Origin of the sequence: Methylomonas aurea, from assembly GCF_024505045.1 — a bacterium.
In the GTDB taxonomy this organism is placed as follows: Bacteria; Pseudomonadota; Gammaproteobacteria; order Methylococcales; family Methylomonadaceae; genus Methylomonas; species Methylomonas aurea.
The window spans coordinates 1-18,259 of sequence record NZ_JANIBM010000002.1; the positions used below are offsets into that span (position 1 = coordinate 1).

Genomic DNA, 18,259 nt, shown 5'->3' on the forward strand with positions numbered 1-18,259 from the left:
CTTTTCAACGCCCTTTTCCCCAGGACCCTGGAAAGTTTTGCACGCCGGTTAACAGTTGCACTTCACTTTTGAATCAGCCCAGTTTAATAATCGGGAGTCACGGAGTTCTGAGTAGTATGCTCTGAATCGTTCGCGATATGCGCGTCCAATAGCTCTTTCAACTCGGCGAATATGCTGGGAAAGTGATCGATAACGTTTTTATATGGATCGCTATCTAAATCATATAGCTGATAAATCGGTCCATCGTATGTCGGTATATATACCAGCTTCCATTTTTGATTTTGTATGGATCTGTTTTTGGCACGTATAACGGTCGGATAAAATTTTTCATTAACGACCAATGTTCCAGTGTCTTTATTTGGAATATCCAGTAATTCGACTATGTTGGGATAGCATATTTGGCGTGGATGTAAGCCGGGGATTTTTCCTAGCCATATTCCGGTTTCTTGATACGCGAATAGGTTTGGAGATGTCTGATTCTTAACATAAGGTACCAAACTGATGCCGTCGATATTGGTTGGTATTGGAATACCCAAAAGTTCCAGTAAGGTTGGCATTATGTCGATCGAGCGTGTGAGTGGTTCGAAATCGAGGTCTTTCGGGACCCCTGGTCCCTTTATTATCAGCGGAATCTTGCCGCTCGGGTCGTTCCCGACGAGAGTGTTTCCCTGTCCCCAACATCCGGTTTCGAAGAAATCCGCACCATGATCACTGTAAATAACTATAATCGTATTGTCGGATAAACCGGATTTATCTAGATAGTCCAAAATTTTTCCAACCTCGTCATCGAATTGCTTTACGCAGCTGTCGTAGAGATTAATAATTTGTGGAACATCGAAAAACTCAGTGCTTTTTTCTTGTTTGTTGATGATTTCTTCAGGGGATGCCAGTCGAGTCATTATAAATCGCGATTCCCCTTTGTAGTCTTTGGGTGTGAATAAATTATAATAAGGATATTCGGAATTGAATGGGACGTGTGTGGTGGATGTAAATAAATTTATAAAAAAAGGTTGTGAGCCTTGTGCGCAATGAGCTAAATATTTTCTGAGCTCGCGGCCCATCTGACTGGTTAATGTTGCTCCCGCTAAATAATAAAATTCGGGAAGAAAACGTTTTCCTAATGGATTTTTTGTGAACAGTGATAAAACATTTCTAATTAGGGAGGGGCCCTGCCGCAGTAAAAGTTTGATGTTCCATTGATCTTCAGCCACCGAAGCTTCCGTAAAATTGAAATTAAGTTTGGCAAAATCAGCTCCGCACCAATCTGATACTGCCGCTGTGAGATATCCATGCTGATTTAGTATGTCTATCAAGGACGCTTGAGGTAAATGGCAATCCGACTCGGATGGGTAATTGTCTCGAATTCGATGATTCTGCGGCCAAAGTCCGGTAAATAGCGACGCAATGCTGGGGGCGGTCCTCGCTAGCGGCGTAATGCAAGTTTTTAACCTGACGCCTTGGGATCTCAGTTTGTCTATATTTGGGGTTAGATCGCGCGGGTAACCGTTTCCGCCAATCCGATCGCAACGTAAAGTATCTGCTCCTATCATGACAACGTTGGTTTTTTCTTGTTTGGTTGACTGAATTAATGGTGGTTCTCGTTCGCTTGCTGCATAGTAGATATACAGGTAAAAAACGGCCGACGCCGATGCGTAAAACAGAAACAACTGGTTTGCTTCTCGTATGGAAAAATAAAGTGTAGCTACCCAGCACGAAGTAAAGAGCAATAACAGCAAAAATTTCACCAATTCGATTGAACTGGGAGATAGAAGTTTCCATAAGAAAAATAGTCTTGAAAATCTATATTGGAAAGAAAGTTGAATGCTTCCTGGAGTGTATAGTAGTTGGTGTATAAAAAAATAAAATGTAACAGCGACACAGGACAAAAAACAGCCCGCCATATTGCTGTATAAACTGAAGCTTATGTAAGAGGACAGTTTTGAAATGGTATAAACGGCTATGCTGCCCGGTAATGAGGCTAAAGAAAAGATAATAAATAACCAGAAACTCAATCTCGCCAAGGCAAATACGAGGTAGTAGCCAAATTTATTTTCAATTTCTTTTTGAATTGCGGGGCCGGTTCTTGAGTAGTTGCATACTGCAAGTATAATAACGGTAATTGATAAACAGAGTGCGGTAATAGAGCAACTGTAAATAGATGTTAATATCTTGTCCATCTCTGTTGAGTGGTTCGAGTAAATATTCCCTGGCAGAGCCGGTGGGGGCTTTAAGCGCCTAGCAAAAAATTCACATGTATCCCGTGTTGTCAAGCCCTATGAAGACGCGGCTTGGAAAAGATCGCGCACTTGTCGACTTGTTGCTAAGCGCTTATGTTGTTAACCGCTGAATGTGGTAAATAGGGACGCTAATGCAGCCCCGTAACATTAGCCGCTAGTAGGCGCGACTTTTTGTTCATTTCGTTGGCCTTCGTGCTGTCGATGCGGGATAAGTTCCTGAATCATCGTTTAATCCCGACCCCAGGTCGATAAAAAAAATAACCTCGTGCCCAAAAACTGCCCCAAAAAATACCGTTTCTTGTATCCACAATACGAGCCAAATGAATAGTAATCTTACCTTTGACGTAGTAGATGGCTCCCGACGCTGCAAATTTATGAGATACCAATATCAGCATATGTACATGCCCAGGCAAAAAATGACTTTTCAAATAGCTCGCAAGTCTTCGAACAATGTCATCCAAAACGCCGATTCATCAACTTATACAACGTCCGGCGATATATTAGTATTGCGTGAGTTTACAATCCCATTTTGAGTGACTTAAATTCTCGTTACCGTTCATCAGGTTCTCCCTTCTTGCGTTTGCATAGCGATTCACGCTTTAGGTGCACATATTGCCAAGCTTCGCTTGCCTACCTGTCAGAGTTGGGGGCTCATTTTTGCTTAAAGGCCTGGACATTGATTGGTTTTGCCTTAGATGGGAATTGTTCAGATCTAAGTTCTTCTCTTTCCGAGAATTCCTTTGCTGCAAATTGTTTAATTAATACCGATATGAATATCAAATGATAAATCAGATCCCAGTAGGATAAACCGAGAAATGCAGTGCCTATCATATAACAGATAATTGAGGCTCTAACCATAGAGCTATAGTGGATCACCCATTCCATGCCGTCAATCCGTTTGGCTTTTCTTTTCAATCCGGTCAAACTAAAAACACTGCCTACCAACAAGGATATCCAAAGTCCGAACGCGATGAAACCGTGTTCGGCTAGCATTTCAATGTATGAGCTGTGCCAATCCCGCATCGTGACATGTATCCACCCGTCGAATCCAGCACCAGTGAAAGGATGGCTTAGTGCATAATTCCAACCGTCTACCCATGCTTCGATTCGCGACATCGCCGATAGGTCTTCTTCGTAGGTCTCGAGAGTATGCATGCGTCCGAACCATTCCTCGGGCATGGCGGGAATTAAGATGAATGCTCCCGCAATGATAACGGGTATCATTAAATGCTTGCGCTTGCTGTCTGAAATTAGCATGAAAGTCAGTGCTATCATGGTTAGCAGCGCTCCGCGGGACCAAGATGACAACGAGGCTGCATATATAACTGGAATAGTTAACATTATGCCGGTTTTAAGCCATTTTTTGGTTAATTCTTTCTCCAAAACCAGTAAAAGTGGGATGGCCATGAGCATGGCTACTGCAAATAAGTTATTGTCTTCGAATTGGGTGTTAGGCGGGCCGTAAACGCGGTATCCGAAAGCGGTGATAATTGCGAAAACGCCGCCTTTGACGGCTACTATTCCAATTGAGGCGCCTATTGTTGAAATCAGATAGTAAAGCTTTTCTCTTGTATTAATAAGTACCCAGGTAAAGTAAAATGGCGCGAATATTTTGCAAATAAATATAAACTTGGCCCATGCGATTTCCTGTAATGGGGCCAAGGCGGTTGTGAAAATAAAATATATCCAAAGCGATATAAAAACAGGGATACGCCAATCCTTTGGAATTGGTTGTTTATCGTCTGTTGCAAATGTGCTGACTGCCAACACTAAAAATAGTACATAGTATGCCGGCAGAGATCTCACGAATCCCCATGCGTACGCGTGGGGATTTAAGTAGCTGAATACAGCTAGCGAAAGCACGCCCCACCATGGCTTTTTTGTCGCTGCGATAATGCAAGCCGTTAAAAATATAAGAACAACGATGTCGCGCACAAATACTTTTTTGGTATGATGTTAATTAGACTGAATATTGTTCGGATTTAATGTGCTGTTTTTGCGCCGCAAGAAGCAACCGATTATTTGGCCGACAGTGTGGCTGATGTTCATCGCTTGTCTTAAGCCGTATCCTGTCTGTAATAATTGGATTATCCACTTTTGGGTTTGATTTAAACCTTGTGTTATTAAAAACGGCGGTATGCCAAAAATGGTGCGTTTATATTCGGGGAAATCATTTAGCGCGCCACGAAATCCGGCCAGATAATGTATTTTTATAAAGTATGCTTTTTTAAGGCGCCATGCTTCTATCGCGTGAATAATAGCCATATCCGGTCTGTAACGGATTTTATGTTTCGATTTTAGCAGCTGGTGGAACATCATCACATCTTCACCGCCACCTATGGTTTTACCTTTTCGATCGAATCTTTTGTCGAATCTTAATTCAGGGGTGTTGCGGAATAGGTTCATATCGTAAGCGATATTCCCAGCCCAGACAGGGGTGCTAGTGTCTTCGATCCAAAAAGCTTTGTCTCCATGGTTCAGTGCGCCTAAAAAACCCAGTAGTTCGTCGCTTAGCCAATTCGGGCGCGCCAAGGTTCTAAAGTCGATTTCGATGCGTCCGCCCACGCATTGCGCACCTTCATTGATAATTGCATCTACCGCAGCTTGCAACAGTCCGGGTTGGGGGAGTTCGTCGTCATCGATAAAAACCAGAACATCCGAGTCGAGTGCTTCGGCAATAGCTCTATTACGCGCCGCAACGATACCTTGATTCGGCTCATGTACGTACCTGAGCTTGGGTCCCGGAAGTTTCGATATTCCGTCCAAAACACTACGCGTATCGTCGTCGCTGTTGTTATCGATGGCGAGTATTTCGAACGGAATTGGGCATGTTTGTAAGCGCATTGACGCCACTAAATCCGGCAATCGCTCTGCGCGGTTGAATGTGCAAAATGCAAAAGCAAGTTTCCGGGTCGAGCGGTTCTTATTCATTTAAATTAGATTGCGGTCGAGAATAATAGTGTATGTTCGGCGCGAATCGGGAGTGCTAACTTTGATAAATCGCTTGCCCGGCAACGGCTGCCGCAGACAAAAAGAGTTTCTTGTTCTCGTCTATCAAGCAATTCCCAGTCACTATTGTCAATCGATGCCAACCTTGGCGTGTAGTTTGTTCAGGACGCGGCCAGTATAGTAACTAACGATTTTTTTCCAAGAAACGTCATTATCGGCATAGGCCAGTTTTCGCGCCAATATGCCGGGGCTGTCGCCGGAAAATATTGCGATTCGGCGAACTAGAAAAGGGTTGTTTTCGCTTCCGAACCAGCCAGGGCGGGTTGTGCAGGCTAGCGAGTATCCAGCGTGTTCAGCAGCAGGTAACGAATTGGCGTTGAATCGGCCAAAGGGATAGGCCAGGCTTGTCACTGGTGCGGACAATAAATTCTCCAGGATTTTTTTGGCGCTGTTGAATTCGGCAAATTGTTGGTCATAGCTTAGGCGCGACAGGTCGGGATGCGAGCATGTATGAGAAGCGATTTCCATTCCTGCCGAATGCATTTCGAGCAGTTGCGTGGCGTCAAGCATTTGGCTTTGTTGGGAAATTTTACCTAGCCATTGCGCGTGGCCGCCGATACAGTCGGTAGTGATAAACCAAGATGCCTTCATGTTGTGCTCCAGTAAAGGTAAAAATGCACCTTGGAAGTTGTCCTTGTAACCGTCATCGAAGGTCAAAACAATGCTTTTTTCTGGCAACGAGTGCGGTGTGGCCAAGTCCTTGAACAGGATGGTAGTCCAGTCATTCTTTTGTAGGTATCTTAAATGCTGAGCGAATAAATTTGACTTGATCGAATACACCGATTCAGGTGTTTCGCTCGGGGTGCCGTGGTACATCAGAACAATCGGGCTGCGTATGTGGGACATGGTTTGGCTGCGCTTGATTTGTGTCGATTTGCGGTTGAGTCAAAGTGTATTGCAAAAAACCAAATGTTTCACTGAAAGTTGGATACGTGTTTTTGCGCACCGTTTTGGCCGGGCGAGGCTGGTCTCTCTATGAAGGTGTCAAAAAGTTAAAAACCAAGCGCTTTACTCGGTAATTAAATAAGACTAAAATAGTCCTAATTCTGGAGGGTGGCGAGTGTTGCGGCTAAGTAAACTGACTGATTATGCAACGGTAATTCTGAGCTATATGGCTCGAGAAACAGATCGTTTGCACGGTGCTTTCGAGCTCGCTGAAGTTACCGGGATTGCCCAGCCGACGGTTAGTAAGATTTTGAAAATTTTGACCAAGGCGCGTGTTGTTGTATCTGTGCGAGGGGCGAAAGGCGGATATGCATTGGCGCGCGATCCCGGCAGAATTACGGTGGCTACCGTCATTACCGCCCTCGAGGGGCCCATAGCCTTGACCGAGTGCAGTGCTTCGCACAAAGGCTGCGATCAGGCTAGTGGCTGCCGAATCCAGGGTAATTGGGATCTGATAAACCGGAAGATTGCGAATGCACTGGAGTCGATAACTTTGGCGGACATGGTCTCGCCGTTTAAACAGCCGGATGAGGTATACATTCCGGTCAACCAATTGTTTCGATAATTTAGTAAATGCTTATGTCCACATCCGCCCAAGAAATCGAAAACCTGATCAGCCAGGAATACAAGCAAGGTTTCGTTACCGAACTCGAAGCCGACACTTTTCCGCCTGGTCTGGATGAAGATGTGATTCGCAGGTTGTCGAAAGTTAAAAACGAACCGGAATTCATGCTCGAATACAGGCTCAAGGCGTTTCGTCATTGGCAGACCATGAACGAGCCGGATTGGGCCCAGTTGAAAATCGATCCCATCGACTACCAAGCCATTAGCTATTATTCGGCACCCAAGTCAAAAAAGGATAAACCTAAAAGCCTGGACGAAGTCGATCCGGAGTTGCTGGAAACTTACAAAAAGCTGGGCATACCTTTGGACGAGCAAGAGCGACTGGCCGGCATCGCCGTCGATGCGGTGTTCGACAGCGTATCGGTCGCCACCACCTTTAAAGGCAAGCTCAAAGAGGCAGGGGTGATTTTTTGTCCGATTTCCGAAGCGTTACAGGAACACCCTGAACTGGTCAAACAATACCTTGGTAGCGTCGTACCGGTTGGCGATAACTTTTTCGCCGCGTTGAACTCGGCAGTGTTTACCGACGGTTCCTTCGTTTACATCCCCAAAGGTGTGCGTTGCCCGATGGAGTTGTCCACCTATTTTAGAATCAACGCTGCCAACACAGGTCAGTTTGAACGGACCTTAATCATTGCCGACGAAGGCTCGCACGTGTCCTATCTGGAAGGCTGCACCGCGCCGATGCGCGACGAAAACCAGTTGCATGCGGCAGTCGTTGAATTGGTCGCTTTGGAAAACGCTCAGATCAAATACTCGACGGTACAGAACTGGTATCCCGGCGACAAAGACGGTGTCGGCGGGATCTACAACTTCGTCACCAAGCGCGCCGAATGCCGTGGCCGTAATTCCAAGGTTTCGTGGACGCAAGTCGAAACCGGTTCGGCGATCACCTGGAAATACCCCAGTTGCGTGTTGTTGGGCGACGACTCGGTCGGCGAGTTTTACTCGGTGGCCTTAACCAACAATTTGCAACAAGCCGACACCGGCACCAAGATGATCCACATCGGCAAAAATACCCGCAGCACCATCGTGTCGAAAGGTATTTCCGCCGGCAAAGCGCAGAACACTTATCGCGGCTTGGTCAAAGTCGCCAAATCCGCCGAGAACGCCCGCAACCATACTCAGTGCGATTCGCTATTGGTAGGCGATAAATGCGGCGCGCATACCTTTCCGTATGTCGAGGTGAAGCAACCGTCGGCGCAAGTCGAACATGAAGCCACCACATCGAAGATCAGCGAAGACCAATTGTTCTTCTGTCAGCAGCGGGGCTTGTCGGCCGAAGATGCGGTGTCGATGATTGTGAATGGGTTTTGTAAGGAAGTATTTAAGGAATTGCCGATGGAGTTTGCGGTGGAGGCGCAGGCGTTGTTGGGGATTAGTTTGGAAGGGGCGGTTGGCTAAATGGTGTTTTGTAGGTTGGGTTAGGCGATAGCCGTAACCCAACACAGCGGCTTTTGAATTGTTTGGTAGCTTTTGTTTTCGTTGCGTCGTTATCGCGACGGATGGTTTTAAAGTCGGGTCTCGGCCCGACAGCCGAGATACTTTCTTTTGCTTGGCCAAAAGAAAGTATCCAAAGAAAAGGCCACCCGGAATTCCGCCAATTTCCTGCGCTTCTCGCTTTTGGCGAGGGTTTTCGGAAGGGGCTTCCCAGCCCCTCCGAAAACGAGCGGCATCCCTGCCGCTCCCCTGCGGGCTGATCTAGCCAAAAGCTGCGATGCTCGGGGCGGAATAACGGGAAAAACCCCGTCGCGGGATTGGAACTTTTTGTCAGCTATTACTCGTAGGAAGAGTTTTAGGATGCAACTGACCAGATAAGGCGAAATTATTCGCGGCCTATACGATTTTTTATTTCAAGGCTTAATTTTAGTATAGATAAAACTCAACACTTGGATGTTTTAATATGTCAATAGATTGATTAATAAGTTTATTGCTTGGGATTCCCATAGGGCTAGTTAGTGGGTTATATACAGGTTTGATTGTTACAAGATACTCCAGGTTTTCTGATCTAAGAAATGAAGTATTAAGGATTGTTAGGGCTATTGACTATATGGGGAGCAAGGGTGCGTGAAAGTATCTAATAATGAAAAAGTCCCTTCATTAATTAATATTGCAAGTGATTTATATTTTCTGAAACATAGAGAAGCAGGTGATTCTGTTTCTAGTATTTTAAGTAATATTAATTCCTCAACTGACAGTGCGCAGAGAGGGCAAATTGATAATGCTGAGTTTGGTAAGCGACATGCTTTGTGGCAAAAAGAAGCCAGAGAATTAACACCTAGTAAAAAGGTTTTATGGGCCTTTTGGGGAAATATTTAAATCCCGCGTATGCCCCGTTATGTCGTAATAATCAGACTTGCCTTTTCTGGATTTATTTTGAAGTTGTGATGGTTTTCCTCCCGTTTGTCGCGCCGAGCACCGGAGCTTTTGAACGGATCAGCCCGAAGGGGGCGGCAGGGATGCCGCACGTTGCCGAAAGGGGCAGGAAGCCCCTTTCGGCAACCCCGTTCAAAAGCTTCGGAGCGCAGGGAACAAGCGGCATCCAGGTGTCTTTTCTTTTGGATACTTTTCTTTGGACAAGCAAAGAAAAGTGTCTCGCCTGTCGGTGCGAGAACCGACTTACAAAACACCGTCGCGTCAGCGACACAAATTAAAGATTTAATGCTGGGTTTCACTTCGTTCTACCCAGCCTACATTTTAAAAACTTAGGTAAAAAACGTATGCTCAGCATAAAAAATCTCCACGTAACCATCAACGACAAACCCATATTAAAGGGTCTAACCCTGGACATAAACCCAGGCGAAGTTCACGCCATCATGGGCCCTAACGGCGCCGGCAAGAGCACTTTGTCGCACGTGCTGTCCGGCAAACCCGGTTACACCGTCACTGAAGGCAGCGTGACTTACGACGGCAAGGATTTGCTGGAAATGGACCCGGAAGTCCGCGCCCGCGAAGGGGTGTTTCTGGCGTTTCAATATCCAGTCGAGATTCCGGGTGTCAGCAACATCTATTTGCTGAAAGCGGCCCTGAATGCGATGCGCAAGCACAAGGGCCTGCCGGAAGTCGATGCGATGGATTTTCTGACCATCGTCAAAAGCAAGGTCAAGTTGTTGCAGATGGACGAGAAATTTTTGTACCGCGCGGTCAACGAAGGTTTTTCCGGCGGCGAGAAGAAACGTAACGAGATTTTGCAGGCAGCGGTGCTGGAGCCGAAGTTGTGCATCCTCGACGAGACCGATTCCGGCCTGGACATTGACGCGTTGCGGATTGTGTCCGACGGCGTCAATTCGCTGCGTGCCGCCGAGCGCTCGTTCTTGATGATCACCCATTATCAACGCCTGCTGGATTACATCAAACCCGACGTAGTGCACGTGTTGGCGGACGGCAAAATCGTCAAGTCCGGCGGGCCGGAGCTGGCGTTGGAGCTGGAAGAAAAAGGTTACAGCTGGCTGGAAGGGCAAGCCGCATGATCGCCGCCGAACAATCAGCTTATTCATATCTGTCTGCCTACCAAGACTTGGCACCGTCGTTGCCGGGTGTCGATCAGCCATGGTTGCAGCAACTCCGTGCCGAAGGCTTGGCTGCCTTTGCCGAGCGCGGCTTTCCCAATATCCGCGAAGAAGAATGGCGTTACACCAATCTGTCGGCGTTGAACAAAACCGTGTTCGCGCCGGTTGCGGAACAGGGCATTGACGCGGCGTGGTTACAGTCATACCGCCTGGAAGACGCTTATAGCGTGGTGCTGGTTAACGGTCGCTATGTTGCCGGTTTGTCGGCTTTGTCCGGTTTGAACGACGGCGTCAGCGTGCGCAGTTTGGCCGAGGTACTGGCGCAAAATCCCGCAGCGCTTGCCGGTAAATTGGGCCAAGCGGTCGCCAGTAGCGAACACAATCTGGTTGCGTTCAACACTGCCTGGTTCGCCGATGGTGTCGTGATCGAGGTTGCCGCCAAGCAGCAATTGGATAAACCGTTGCAGATTCTGCACGTGGTGACCGAGGCCAACGCGCTGGTCGTCAGCCGCAATCTGTTCCTCGTCAACGACCAGGCCGAAGCGGAAATCATCGAGACTTACGTCGGCAGTGCCGACAGCTATTTCACGGTGTCGGTCAACGAATGTCTGTTGGGCCGCAACGCCGGTTTGACTTTCTACAAAGCGCAATTGGAAGCCGCCAAGGCGCAGCACTTTGGCGGTACTTACGTCAAGCAAGCGCCGGATAGCCGTTTTGCTCACCACAATTTTGCGCTCGGCAGTTTGCTTGCGCGTAGCGATATTCATAGCGATCTGGACAAAGCGTCGGCATGCACCCTGAACGGCTTGTTCGTCGCCAGCGGCCGCCAGCATCTGGACAATCACACCCGCATCAACCATTTGCAGCCTTACGCTATCAGCCGCGAGTTTTATAAAGGTGTGCTGGATAAAAAGGCGCGTGGCGTGTTTCAGGGCCGGGTGGTGGTCGCCGAGGGCGCGCAACATACCGATTCGGAAATGAACAACCGCAATTTGTTGCTATCGGCCGATGCCGAGGTCGATACCAAACCGCAGCTGGAAATTTATAACGACGACGTCAAATGCTCGCATGGCGTCACCGTCGGCCAGTTGGAAGAAAAGTCGGTGTTTTACCTGCAGTCGCGCGGTGTCGATGCGGAAACGGCACGAAACATTTTGACCTTCGCTTTTGCCAATGAAATGGCGGATAAGGTGGAGAATGCCGAGTTGAAGGGCTTGTTATTGCAGGAGTTATTGGCGCGGTTTCCGGCGATGAATTTGTAGGAGCCAACGTCTACAGGATGTCGGCGACTCGAACCTGAATCTCCGGCAGGGCAACCAGACTGACAGTGTCGGCCTTCGCTAACGTTGTTTGCTCCTGGTAATCGCCATCGTCGGGTTGCCGGTAGATTTCCAGGCAGTTGTCGATCAGATTGACGATCCAATACTCGGGGATTTGGTGGGTGGCATACAAACGGCGTTTTTGCTCGCGGTCGAAACGTAGCGTGCTGTCGGAAACTTCGATCAGCAATAGCACGTCGCCAGCCTTGGGGTGTCGGGTGGTGTAAAAATCGGGGTTGGGTTTTAGCAATAAAAAATCCGGTTCCGGTTCGGACAGGTCGCCAAGTTGAACGGGATTTTGCGAATTGACAATGGCTCGGCCTTGAACGCGCAGCGTTAAGGCATGAATGAGTCGGGCAACATGCCCGGCATGATTAAAGCCAATCGGTGCCATATGCAAAATTTCTCCTTCGATCAGTTCCAGGCGCGCTTCAGGCGGAAAAATCCCGGCCTCGCCCATGCGATGCCACTCGGCGATGTCGGTGAGGTGTTTTTGCGGGAAAACGGCGACCATAGTTTTATCCAATGAACGAATCGACTGAATCGATTCTAGTGTTTAGAAAAGACGAAATCAATTAAACCAAACAGTTAGCGATGAGCACATTTCCAATCGAACACATCCGCGCCGACTTCCCTATCCTCGGTGAAAAGATCCGCAATAAACCCTTGGTTTATTTGGACAACGCCGCCAGTTGCCAAAAGCCGCAAGCGGTGATCGATGCCATCGTGCGCACCTATAGCCACGAATATGCCAACATCCATCGCGGTGTGCATACGCTCAGCGTCAAGGCCACGGATCGCTTCGAGGCGGCGCGGGAAAAGGTCAGGGCGTTTATTAATGCCAGCAGCGAAAAAGAAATCATCTTCGTGCGCGGTGCCACCGAAGCGATCAACCTGGTTGCGCAGAGTTACGGCAAGTCGCAGTTTAAAGCCGGCGATGAAATTGTGATTAGTGCGATGGAGCATCACGCCAACATTGTGCCGTGGCAGATGCTGTGCCAGCAGATCGGTACAGTCTTAAGAGTCGCGCCGATTAATCAACAAGGCGAATTGCTGTTTGACGAGTTCGAAAAGCTACTAAACAGTAACACCAAATTGGTCGCCATCACCCACATGTCCAACGCGCTGGGTAGTATCAATCCGGTCGAGAAAATCATCGCAGCCGCCCACGCTAAAAATATCCCAGTGCTGCTGGACGGCGCTCAGGCGATTCCGCATATGCCGGTCGATGTCCAGGCGCTGGATTGCGATTTTTACGTATTTTCCGGCCATAAACTCTACGGCCCGTCCGGCACCGGCGTGTTGTACGGCAAGCAAGCCCTGCTGGAAGCAATGCCGCCGTATCAAGGCGGTGGCGACATGATTCGGCAAGTGACCTTCGAAAAAACCACCTACGCCGGTTTACCACATAAATTCGAGGCCGGTACCCCGGCGATTGCCGAGGTCATTGGGCTGGGTGCCGCGATTGATTACGTCAGTGCGATTGGCATGGATAACGTTGCCGCTTACGAAGCTGAATTGCTGGACTACGCCACCGACCAAGCGCAGCAAATCAAAGGCCTGAACATCATCGGCCAAGCCGAGCATAAGGGCGGCATCCTGTCGTTCACGCTGGACCATATCCACCCGCACGACATCGGCACCATGCTGGACAGCTTGGGTATCGCCGTGCGTGCCGGGCATCATTGCGCGATGCCGGTCATGGACTTTTACGGCGTACCGGCCACGGCGCGCGCGTCATTTGCCATGTACAATACCCGGCAAGAAATCGATATTTTGATGCAAGGCATCAAGTCCCTAATTGAGGTGTTTGGCTAATGTTTGACGAATTACGCGACCTATACCAAGAGGTCATCTTCGACCACAACCGCAACCCGCGCAATTTCCGCATCATGGATGACGCGAACAGGCGGGTGGATGGTTTTAATCCGCTGTGCGGCGACAAACTCACCTTGTTTTTGAAAATCGGCGGCGACCATGTGATTCAGGATGCCAGCTTTCAGGGTTCCGGCTGCGCGATTTCCACCGCCTCGGTGTCGCTGATGACCGAAATCATCAAGGGCATGACTGAAAACGACGCGGAAGCCTTATTCAAACAATTCCACGAAATGACCACCGGCAAGACCGAGGACATCAACCTGGAAGCGATCGGCAAACTGGCGGTACTGGCCGGAGTGCGCGAATATCCTGCGCGGGTCAAATGCGCGACCTTGGCTTGGCATACGCTGGATGCGGCGTTGAAGAATCAACAGGAAGCGGTTTCCACCGAATAGTGTCCGCGCACAAACTGGCCGTGCTGCGCGGCGGCGACTTTCGCGACGCCAGGCTAGCGCAGCATTTGGTTGCCGATCTGGTGGACTTGGAGCAAGCCTTAGTTGGCGACGGCGAGCTTTTTCTCGCCTACCGTGATGGTTGTCTGAAACTGTTGGACCGACAAAACCTGAAAAAGGGCGGTTTGGCGGTCGAAGTCGATCCGCGCCCCGGCGAACAGCATTCCTATCCGGCCCCGAAAAAAGATTTGCTGGCGCAGGCGGTGGGCAAGAAAACGTACTCTGTTGTTGACGCCACCTGCGGTTGGGCGCAAGACAGTCTGGCTTTGTTTCGGATGGGTTATCAAGTAACTTGCATCGAGCGCTCGCCGGTAATGGCGGCGTTGATTGCAGACGGTTTCGAACGTTTGGCGCAAAAAGACTGGGTTCAGCGGCGCGAACTCAAACCACCAACCTTACTGGTGGGTAACGCCATCGAGTTGTTGGCTAATTTGCCGGAGGCGCCGGACTGCATTTATCTCGATCCGATGTTTCCCGCCAAGCGCAAGCAATCGGCGGCGACCCGCAAGTCGATGGCCATCCTGCGCGATATTCTCGGCGACGATCTCGATCGGCAGCAATTGTTCGACGTCGCCTGGGCGGCAACCGGCAGGCGGGTGGTCGTCAAAAGCCCGGATTATGCCGAACCGCTGGGCGGCAAGCCCAGTGAGAGTTTGCAGGGCAAACTGCTCCGTTACGATGTGTATTTGAAATAGACGAAAGTCCTGTTACCAAACAAGCGAGAACAGCATGGCAGAGTGGATTGACGTAGTGGCTGCCTCGGCCTTGGCCGACGGCGAACATATAGTGGTGGATGTTGACGGCGACGACGTTGCCGTGTTCAACATCGGCGGTGAGTTTTACGCCATTGCCGATGTCTGCACCCACGACGGCGCCGAGATCGCCAGCGGCGAACTGGACGGCGACGAAATCGTCTGTCCGCGCCACGGCGCCCGGTTTTGCGTCAAGACTGGCCAAGTCAAATGCGCGCCCGCCTACGAAGATGTGGCCACTTTTCCGGTGAGGGTCGAAGCCGGCAGACTTCAGGTCGCTGCCCCGGCCTGAGGCAGGCCTGAAAGTGGCCGGTTATCAAACCAACATATAGCCAACGCTACCGGCCAAAAAGGCGAATTCGACCAACAACAACTGCATCTTCTGCAAGACCGGCAACATCTCCCAATAGCTTTGCCACCGTTCCCGCAAGCGGACACAGCTTTCGATGCAGTAGCGTTTCGCCCGCTGCAACCAGATCGGCAAGTGTCGGACGATCCGGTACAAAACGCCGGCACCGATGGCGCAACTGCTATAAAACACGATCATTTGCGCCTGGAACTTGCTGAAACCGAAAACGTGCGTCAATAACTCTTCCACGGCAAAGGCTACGCTTTCGTAGACCGTATGAACTGCCACGGCAATAAAGTGCAAAGTCTCGACAGGGAATTTTACGCAAACGATCAGCAAACCGACCAACACCAAAGTCTTGATTATCGTGGTTCGAGAAAATTGGCTTTTATCAAACTTTCTAATCATACTCATCACCTCATTGTGCGTAATCCAAAGGTGCGGCGACCGCGGCCTGAAAGTCGGCATGGGCCTTGAATAGGCTGGCCGCCGCATCAGCAGCTTGCAACGTCGCGTCGCCGCTGGCTATTTCGCGTAAGTTAACAAATAACAAAGTCGTTTCACCCCATTCGAAGCGAGTGCGTTCCCCTTCCTCCAACTGGCGGGCCGCCTGCTGCTGCTGTTCGCTTAGCCTCAGCCGCTGGCGGGCGGCGTTCAAGGCCGACAGCACATCCTTCACTTCAGCATTGATCCGGTCCTCCGTGCCGGTGCGCTCCCAGCGCAGACGCCTTAAATTGGCTGCCGCCGTTTGTGCACGACCGCCGGCGACCCGCTGTTGTAGCGGTATATCGACATTCAAACCAAGATAGAGTTCGTCGCGGTTCAACTTATCTTTGGCATAGCCGATGTCGCTGGCCCCCATCACCGAGAAATCAACGGCCGGGTTACGCTGGTTGTTTTGCAAAGCCAGTTCGGTCTCGGTCTGCTGGCTCTGCAATTCCAAACGCTTCAATTCCGGCCGTTGGCTGCGCGCCAGTTGAGCGGCGTTTTCGAAATCCGCTTCGATTTTGGGCTCACGTTCCGGAAAGCCGTTCGGCAATAATTCGTCGGTGGGCAATTGCGGTTGGCCGTCGGCGTCGCGCCAGTACAACGATAACTGAATCGCGCTTTGTTCCAGCATACGTTTGGCGGCGACCAGCCGTTCGCGGCGCTCGATGATCGCCCGCTGGTTGTCCAGCGCTTCGAAATCCGGAATGTCGCCGGCGGCGACCCGCTGCAGAATGCCGTCGTTACGTTGTTCGGCAATTTGCAGCAGTTGCGCCGCGGTGCGGGCGCGCAGGCCGGCCAAGACCCAGTCCCAATAGCGGTGGCTGGCTTGGCGCCGCACTTCCAACAAGACTTGATCGAACTCGTGGTTGGCGATCAATTTGCCGAGTTCGGCTTGTTGCAAACTGGCGCGGCGACGGTCGATCTCGCGGTTACGCCATAACGGGATGTTGACACCGATTCGCGCCTCACCATCGTCGGCAGTCTGGCTTTTGCCTTCATAGATCGGATATTGGCCGCTGCCGCGCCGCCACCCGCCGAAAAACGTCGCGCCCCACAGACTGGTCGGTTGTTCGACCACCACATCGTAATTGCGGTTTTCGTACATGCCGGCTACCGACCAGCGGTTTTGAGATTTCAATAGAGTATCGAAGCCGCCCTCCGCGGTTTGCAGCTCGCCTTCGGCGACTTGCTTACGCTGCTCCGCCGCCAGTAAACCCGGAAACGCCCGCAAGGCCGCATCCAACACTTCTGCCAAAGCCAGTGGCCGCGGCGCGGGCGCGGGTTCGGCCGAGGCCAGCAGCGGCAGCCAGGCTAAAATCAGAATCGCTGCCTTGGTTTTCATTCTTTTTTCTCGCCGCTGTCGGCTTTCTTGTCGTCGCCTTTACTGGCATCCTTGACTTCGGGCTCCGGCAAGACTAACGGCGGGAAGCCGTTGAAGATCCGCCACAATTCGTAGCCCAGCGTGACTTGGCCGAGCAGTACCCAACCGTTGACGCGGACGCCTTGGCGTAGAAAACGCACTTCCGGCCAGGGAATGTCGTCCGGATCGGGTTGCACCAGGATCCGAAAATGGCCCTTGCCGTCGTCGGTGGCATCGATCAGCACCACTCGGCCGCCGAACGAACCGATCGAAAATTCGGGCCAACCGCCGAACTGGATGGCGGGATAACCTTCGAATTGCAGGCGCACCTTGCTGCCGGAGACGATCAGCGGCAGGTCGTTGCCGTCGACCCATAGCTCCACCGCGCGCTGGTCGGTGTCCGGCACCAGCATCGCTAGAGGTTGGCCGGCCTTGACCATTTCCGCATTCGGATTGACCAACAAGCGCAATACCGTACCGTCGCGCGGCGCAGTGATGGTTTGGGTTTGCTGGCGGGCCAGACGGGTTTCGACCTTAAGCAAATCCGCACGCAAATAATTCTGGTCTTCGATGGCCTTGTTCAACTCGGCGCGGGCTTTTTCGACGCTGGCGGTGGTGTCAGCGGTCAATTTGCGCAGATCGGCGCCCACCGCGTCGACTTCGCTCCTGGCCGCCGCCAGTGCCGCGTGGGCGCGGTCGAGATCGGCGCTACGTTGCGCCATTTCCAGTTGCGCCAATTCCAGCGTGCGCCGCGAGGCCAAGCCTTTCTCTTGTAAGGTTTGTTGCCGGGTCAAATTCAAGGACGAGGTCAAGCGGGCGGCGCTGGCGGCTTCGGCGCCTTGCACGGCTTGGCGTTGGCGTTGGCGGGCCATCTCCAGCCGGGATTCGGCCGCGGCCAGCGCTTGCGGTCGGGCCTGTTCGGCCATGCGCAATTGTTCGCGGAAGGTTTCCACCCGGTTGTCGATCGCGGTTTGCCGGCCGAGCAAGGCTTGGCGTTCGCTTTCCAGCCGTTGCAGCAGCAGCGGGTCATTGTCGCGCAATTCGGCGATCACTTCGCCGGCCCTGACCCGGCTGCCTTCCTTGACCAGCCAGCGCGAGATGCGGCCTTCCACCGGCGCGCCGACGGTTTGTTGGCGGTCGCCGGGGATATAGGCCACGACGCGGCCGATACCGCGTACGTTCTGCTGCCATGGTGTCAATAACAACAAGAACAACAGCACTGTCAGCAGCAGCAGTAAAGAGCGGGCGATCTTACCCGCAATCGGGGCTGTGACCGCATCGCTTAACAGTCTCAGGTGGTTGCCCGGCAGCCAATCGTCGGTTTCGCTATGCATCG

18 protein-coding genes are annotated in these 18,259 nt (G+C 51.1%); 9 read left to right on the plus strand and 9 right to left on the minus strand.

Annotated elements, in window-relative coordinates; translation table 11 throughout:
- Window positions 1–83: 83 nt before the first annotated feature.
- From NP603_RS01920 to NP603_RS01940, 5 genes are all read right to left on the minus strand, one after another.
- Window positions 84–2,177: a sulfatase gene (locus NP603_RS01920; protein WP_256609238.1), complete on the minus strand. Its 2,094-nt coding sequence runs from the start codon at window positions 2,175–2,177 to the stop codon at window positions 84–86.
- A gap of 281 nt (window positions 2,178–2,458) precedes the next feature.
- On the minus strand, window positions 2,459–2,632 hold the full coding sequence (locus NP603_RS01925; RefSeq protein WP_256609239.1) for a hypothetical protein: 174 nt from the start codon (window positions 2,630–2,632) through the stop codon (window positions 2,459–2,461).
- A 256-nt stretch (window positions 2,633–2,888) separates the two neighbouring features.
- Entirely contained in the window at window positions 2,889–4,172 is a 1,284-nt protein-coding gene (locus NP603_RS01930; protein WP_256609240.1) for a putative O-glycosylation ligase, exosortase A system-associated, read from the minus strand.
- A gap of 21 nt (window positions 4,173–4,193) precedes the next feature.
- A complete protein-coding gene (locus NP603_RS01935; protein ID WP_256609241.1) occupies window positions 4,194–5,168 on the minus strand; it encodes a glycosyltransferase in 975 nt (324 codons plus the stop codon).
- Between the two features lie 147 nt (window positions 5,169–5,315).
- Window positions 5,316–6,092, minus strand: a complete 777-nt coding sequence (locus NP603_RS01940; protein ID WP_256609242.1) for a polysaccharide deacetylase family protein — start codon at window positions 6,090–6,092, stop codon at window positions 5,316–5,318.
- Window positions 6,093–6,306: 214 nt separating this feature from the next.
- On the opposite strand from NP603_RS01940, the gene NP603_RS01945 reads away from it, so the two are divergent.
- The 5 genes from NP603_RS01945 (at window position 6,307) to sufD (ending at window position 11,586) form a co-directional block, all read left to right on the plus strand.
- Window positions 6,307–6,756, plus strand: a complete 450-nt coding sequence (locus NP603_RS01945; protein WP_256609243.1) for an SUF system Fe-S cluster assembly regulator — start codon at window positions 6,307–6,309, stop codon at window positions 6,754–6,756.
- Window positions 6,757–6,770: 14 nt separating this feature from the next.
- Complete coding sequence (sufB, locus tag NP603_RS01950) at window positions 6,771–8,219, plus strand: Fe-S cluster assembly protein SufB (protein ID WP_256609244.1); 1,449 nt, start codon at window positions 6,771–6,773, stop codon at window positions 8,217–8,219.
- A gap of 663 nt (window positions 8,220–8,882) precedes the next feature.
- Window positions 8,883–9,134 (plus strand): hypothetical protein, encoded by a 252-nt coding sequence (locus tag NP603_RS01955; RefSeq protein WP_256609245.1) that lies wholly within the window; start codon window positions 8,883–8,885, stop codon window positions 9,132–9,134.
- A gap of 401 nt (window positions 9,135–9,535) precedes the next feature.
- On the plus strand, window positions 9,536–10,285 hold the full coding sequence (gene sufC, locus NP603_RS01960; protein ID WP_256609246.1) for a Fe-S cluster assembly ATPase SufC: 750 nt from the start codon (window positions 9,536–9,538) through the stop codon (window positions 10,283–10,285).
- Window positions 10,282–11,586: a Fe-S cluster assembly protein SufD gene (sufD, locus tag NP603_RS01965; RefSeq protein ID WP_256609247.1), complete on the plus strand. Its 1,305-nt coding sequence runs from the start codon at window positions 10,282–10,284 to the stop codon at window positions 11,584–11,586. Before sufC ends, sufD begins: the two co-directional genes overlap by 4 nt.
- 10 nt (window positions 11,587–11,596) lie before the next feature.
- Here sufD and NP603_RS01970 read toward each other — a convergent pair whose 3' ends face one another.
- On the minus strand, window positions 11,597–12,157 hold the full coding sequence (locus NP603_RS01970) for a Uma2 family endonuclease (RefSeq protein ID WP_256609248.1): 561 nt from the start codon (window positions 12,155–12,157) through the stop codon (window positions 11,597–11,599).
- A gap of 80 nt (window positions 12,158–12,237) precedes the next feature.
- On the opposite strand from NP603_RS01970, the gene NP603_RS01975 reads away from it, so the two are divergent.
- From NP603_RS01975 to NP603_RS01990, 4 genes are read left to right on the plus strand one after another with little or no spacing between them, the layout of a single operon-like run.
- The gene (locus NP603_RS01975) at window positions 12,238–13,461 is read left to right on the plus strand and encodes a cysteine desulfurase (protein ID WP_256609249.1); all 1,224 of its coding nucleotides are present in this window, start codon (window positions 12,238–12,240) and stop codon (window positions 13,459–13,461) included.
- Window positions 13,461–13,916, plus strand: coding sequence for a Fe-S cluster assembly sulfur transfer protein SufU (gene sufU, locus NP603_RS01980; RefSeq protein ID WP_256609250.1), 456 nt, complete (start codon window positions 13,461–13,463; stop codon window positions 13,914–13,916). Before NP603_RS01975 ends, sufU begins: the two co-directional genes overlap by 1 nt.
- On the plus strand, window positions 13,916–14,668 hold the full coding sequence (locus NP603_RS01985) for a class I SAM-dependent methyltransferase (RefSeq protein WP_371928722.1): 753 nt from the start codon (window positions 13,916–13,918) through the stop codon (window positions 14,666–14,668). The genes sufU and NP603_RS01985 overlap by 1 nt, the downstream gene beginning before the upstream one ends.
- 34 nt (window positions 14,669–14,702) lie before the next feature.
- Entirely contained in the window at window positions 14,703–15,017 is a 315-nt protein-coding gene (locus NP603_RS01990) for a non-heme iron oxygenase ferredoxin subunit (protein ID WP_256609251.1), read from the plus strand.
- Between the two features lie 24 nt (window positions 15,018–15,041).
- On the opposite strand, the gene NP603_RS01995 is transcribed toward NP603_RS01990, so the two are convergent.
- The 3 genes from NP603_RS01995 to NP603_RS02005 are packed head-to-tail and all read right to left on the minus strand — an operon-like array spanning window position 15,042 to window position 18,257.
- Window positions 15,042–15,482 carry a hypothetical protein gene (locus NP603_RS01995; protein ID WP_256609252.1) on the minus strand — a complete coding sequence of 147 codons (441 nt, stop codon included), beginning with the start codon at window positions 15,480–15,482 and terminating at the stop codon, window positions 15,042–15,044.
- A 10-nt stretch (window positions 15,483–15,492) separates the two neighbouring features.
- The gene (locus tag NP603_RS02000; protein WP_256609253.1) at window positions 15,493–16,905 is read right to left on the minus strand and encodes a TolC family protein; all 1,413 of its coding nucleotides are present in this window, start codon (window positions 16,903–16,905) and stop codon (window positions 15,493–15,495) included.
- Window positions 16,902–18,257, minus strand: a complete 1,356-nt coding sequence (locus NP603_RS02005) for an HlyD family secretion protein (protein WP_256609254.1) — start codon at window positions 18,255–18,257, stop codon at window positions 16,902–16,904. Before NP603_RS02005 ends, NP603_RS02000 begins: the two co-directional genes overlap by 4 nt.
- Window positions 18,258–18,259: the final 2 nt, after the last annotated feature.

Coding starts and splice junctions, on each gene's coding strand:
- NP603_RS01920 (WP_256609238.1), bottom strand. CDS start 2,177: ATGGACAAGATATTAACATCTATTTACAGTTGCTCTATTACCGCACTC.
- NP603_RS01925 (WP_256609239.1), bottom strand. CDS start 2,632: ATGCTGATATTGGTATCTCATAAATTTGCAGCGTCGGGAGCCATCTAC.
- NP603_RS01935 (WP_256609241.1), bottom strand. CDS start 5,168: ATGAATAAGAACCGCTCGACCCGGAAACTTGCTTTTGCATTTTGCACA.
- NP603_RS01940 (WP_256609242.1), bottom strand. CDS start 6,092: ATGTCCCACATACGCAGCCCGATTGTTCTGATGTACCACGGCACCCCG.
- sufB (WP_256609244.1), top strand. CDS start 6,771: ATGTCCACATCCGCCCAAGAAATCGAAAACCTGATCAGCCAGGAATAC.
- sufC (WP_256609246.1), top strand. CDS start 9,536: ATGCTCAGCATAAAAAATCTCCACGTAACCATCAACGACAAACCCATA.
- sufD (WP_256609247.1), top strand. CDS start 10,282: ATGATCGCCGCCGAACAATCAGCTTATTCATATCTGTCTGCCTACCAA.
- NP603_RS01970 (WP_256609248.1), bottom strand. CDS start 12,157: ATGGTCGCCGTTTTCCCGCAAAAACACCTCACCGACATCGCCGAGTGG.
- NP603_RS01975 (WP_256609249.1), top strand. CDS start 12,238: ATGAGCACATTTCCAATCGAACACATCCGCGCCGACTTCCCTATCCTC.
- sufU (WP_256609250.1), top strand. CDS start 13,461: ATGTTTGACGAATTACGCGACCTATACCAAGAGGTCATCTTCGACCAC.
- NP603_RS01990 (WP_256609251.1), top strand. CDS start 14,703: ATGGCAGAGTGGATTGACGTAGTGGCTGCCTCGGCCTTGGCCGACGGC.
- NP603_RS01995 (WP_256609252.1), bottom strand. CDS start 15,482: ATGATTAGAAAGTTTGATAAAAGCCAATTTTCTCGAACCACGATAATC.
- NP603_RS02000 (WP_256609253.1), bottom strand. CDS start 16,905: ATGAAAACCAAGGCAGCGATTCTGATTTTAGCCTGGCTGCCGCTGCTG.
- NP603_RS02005 (WP_256609254.1), bottom strand. CDS start 18,257: ATGCATAGCGAAACCGACGATTGGCTGCCGGGCAACCACCTGAGACTG.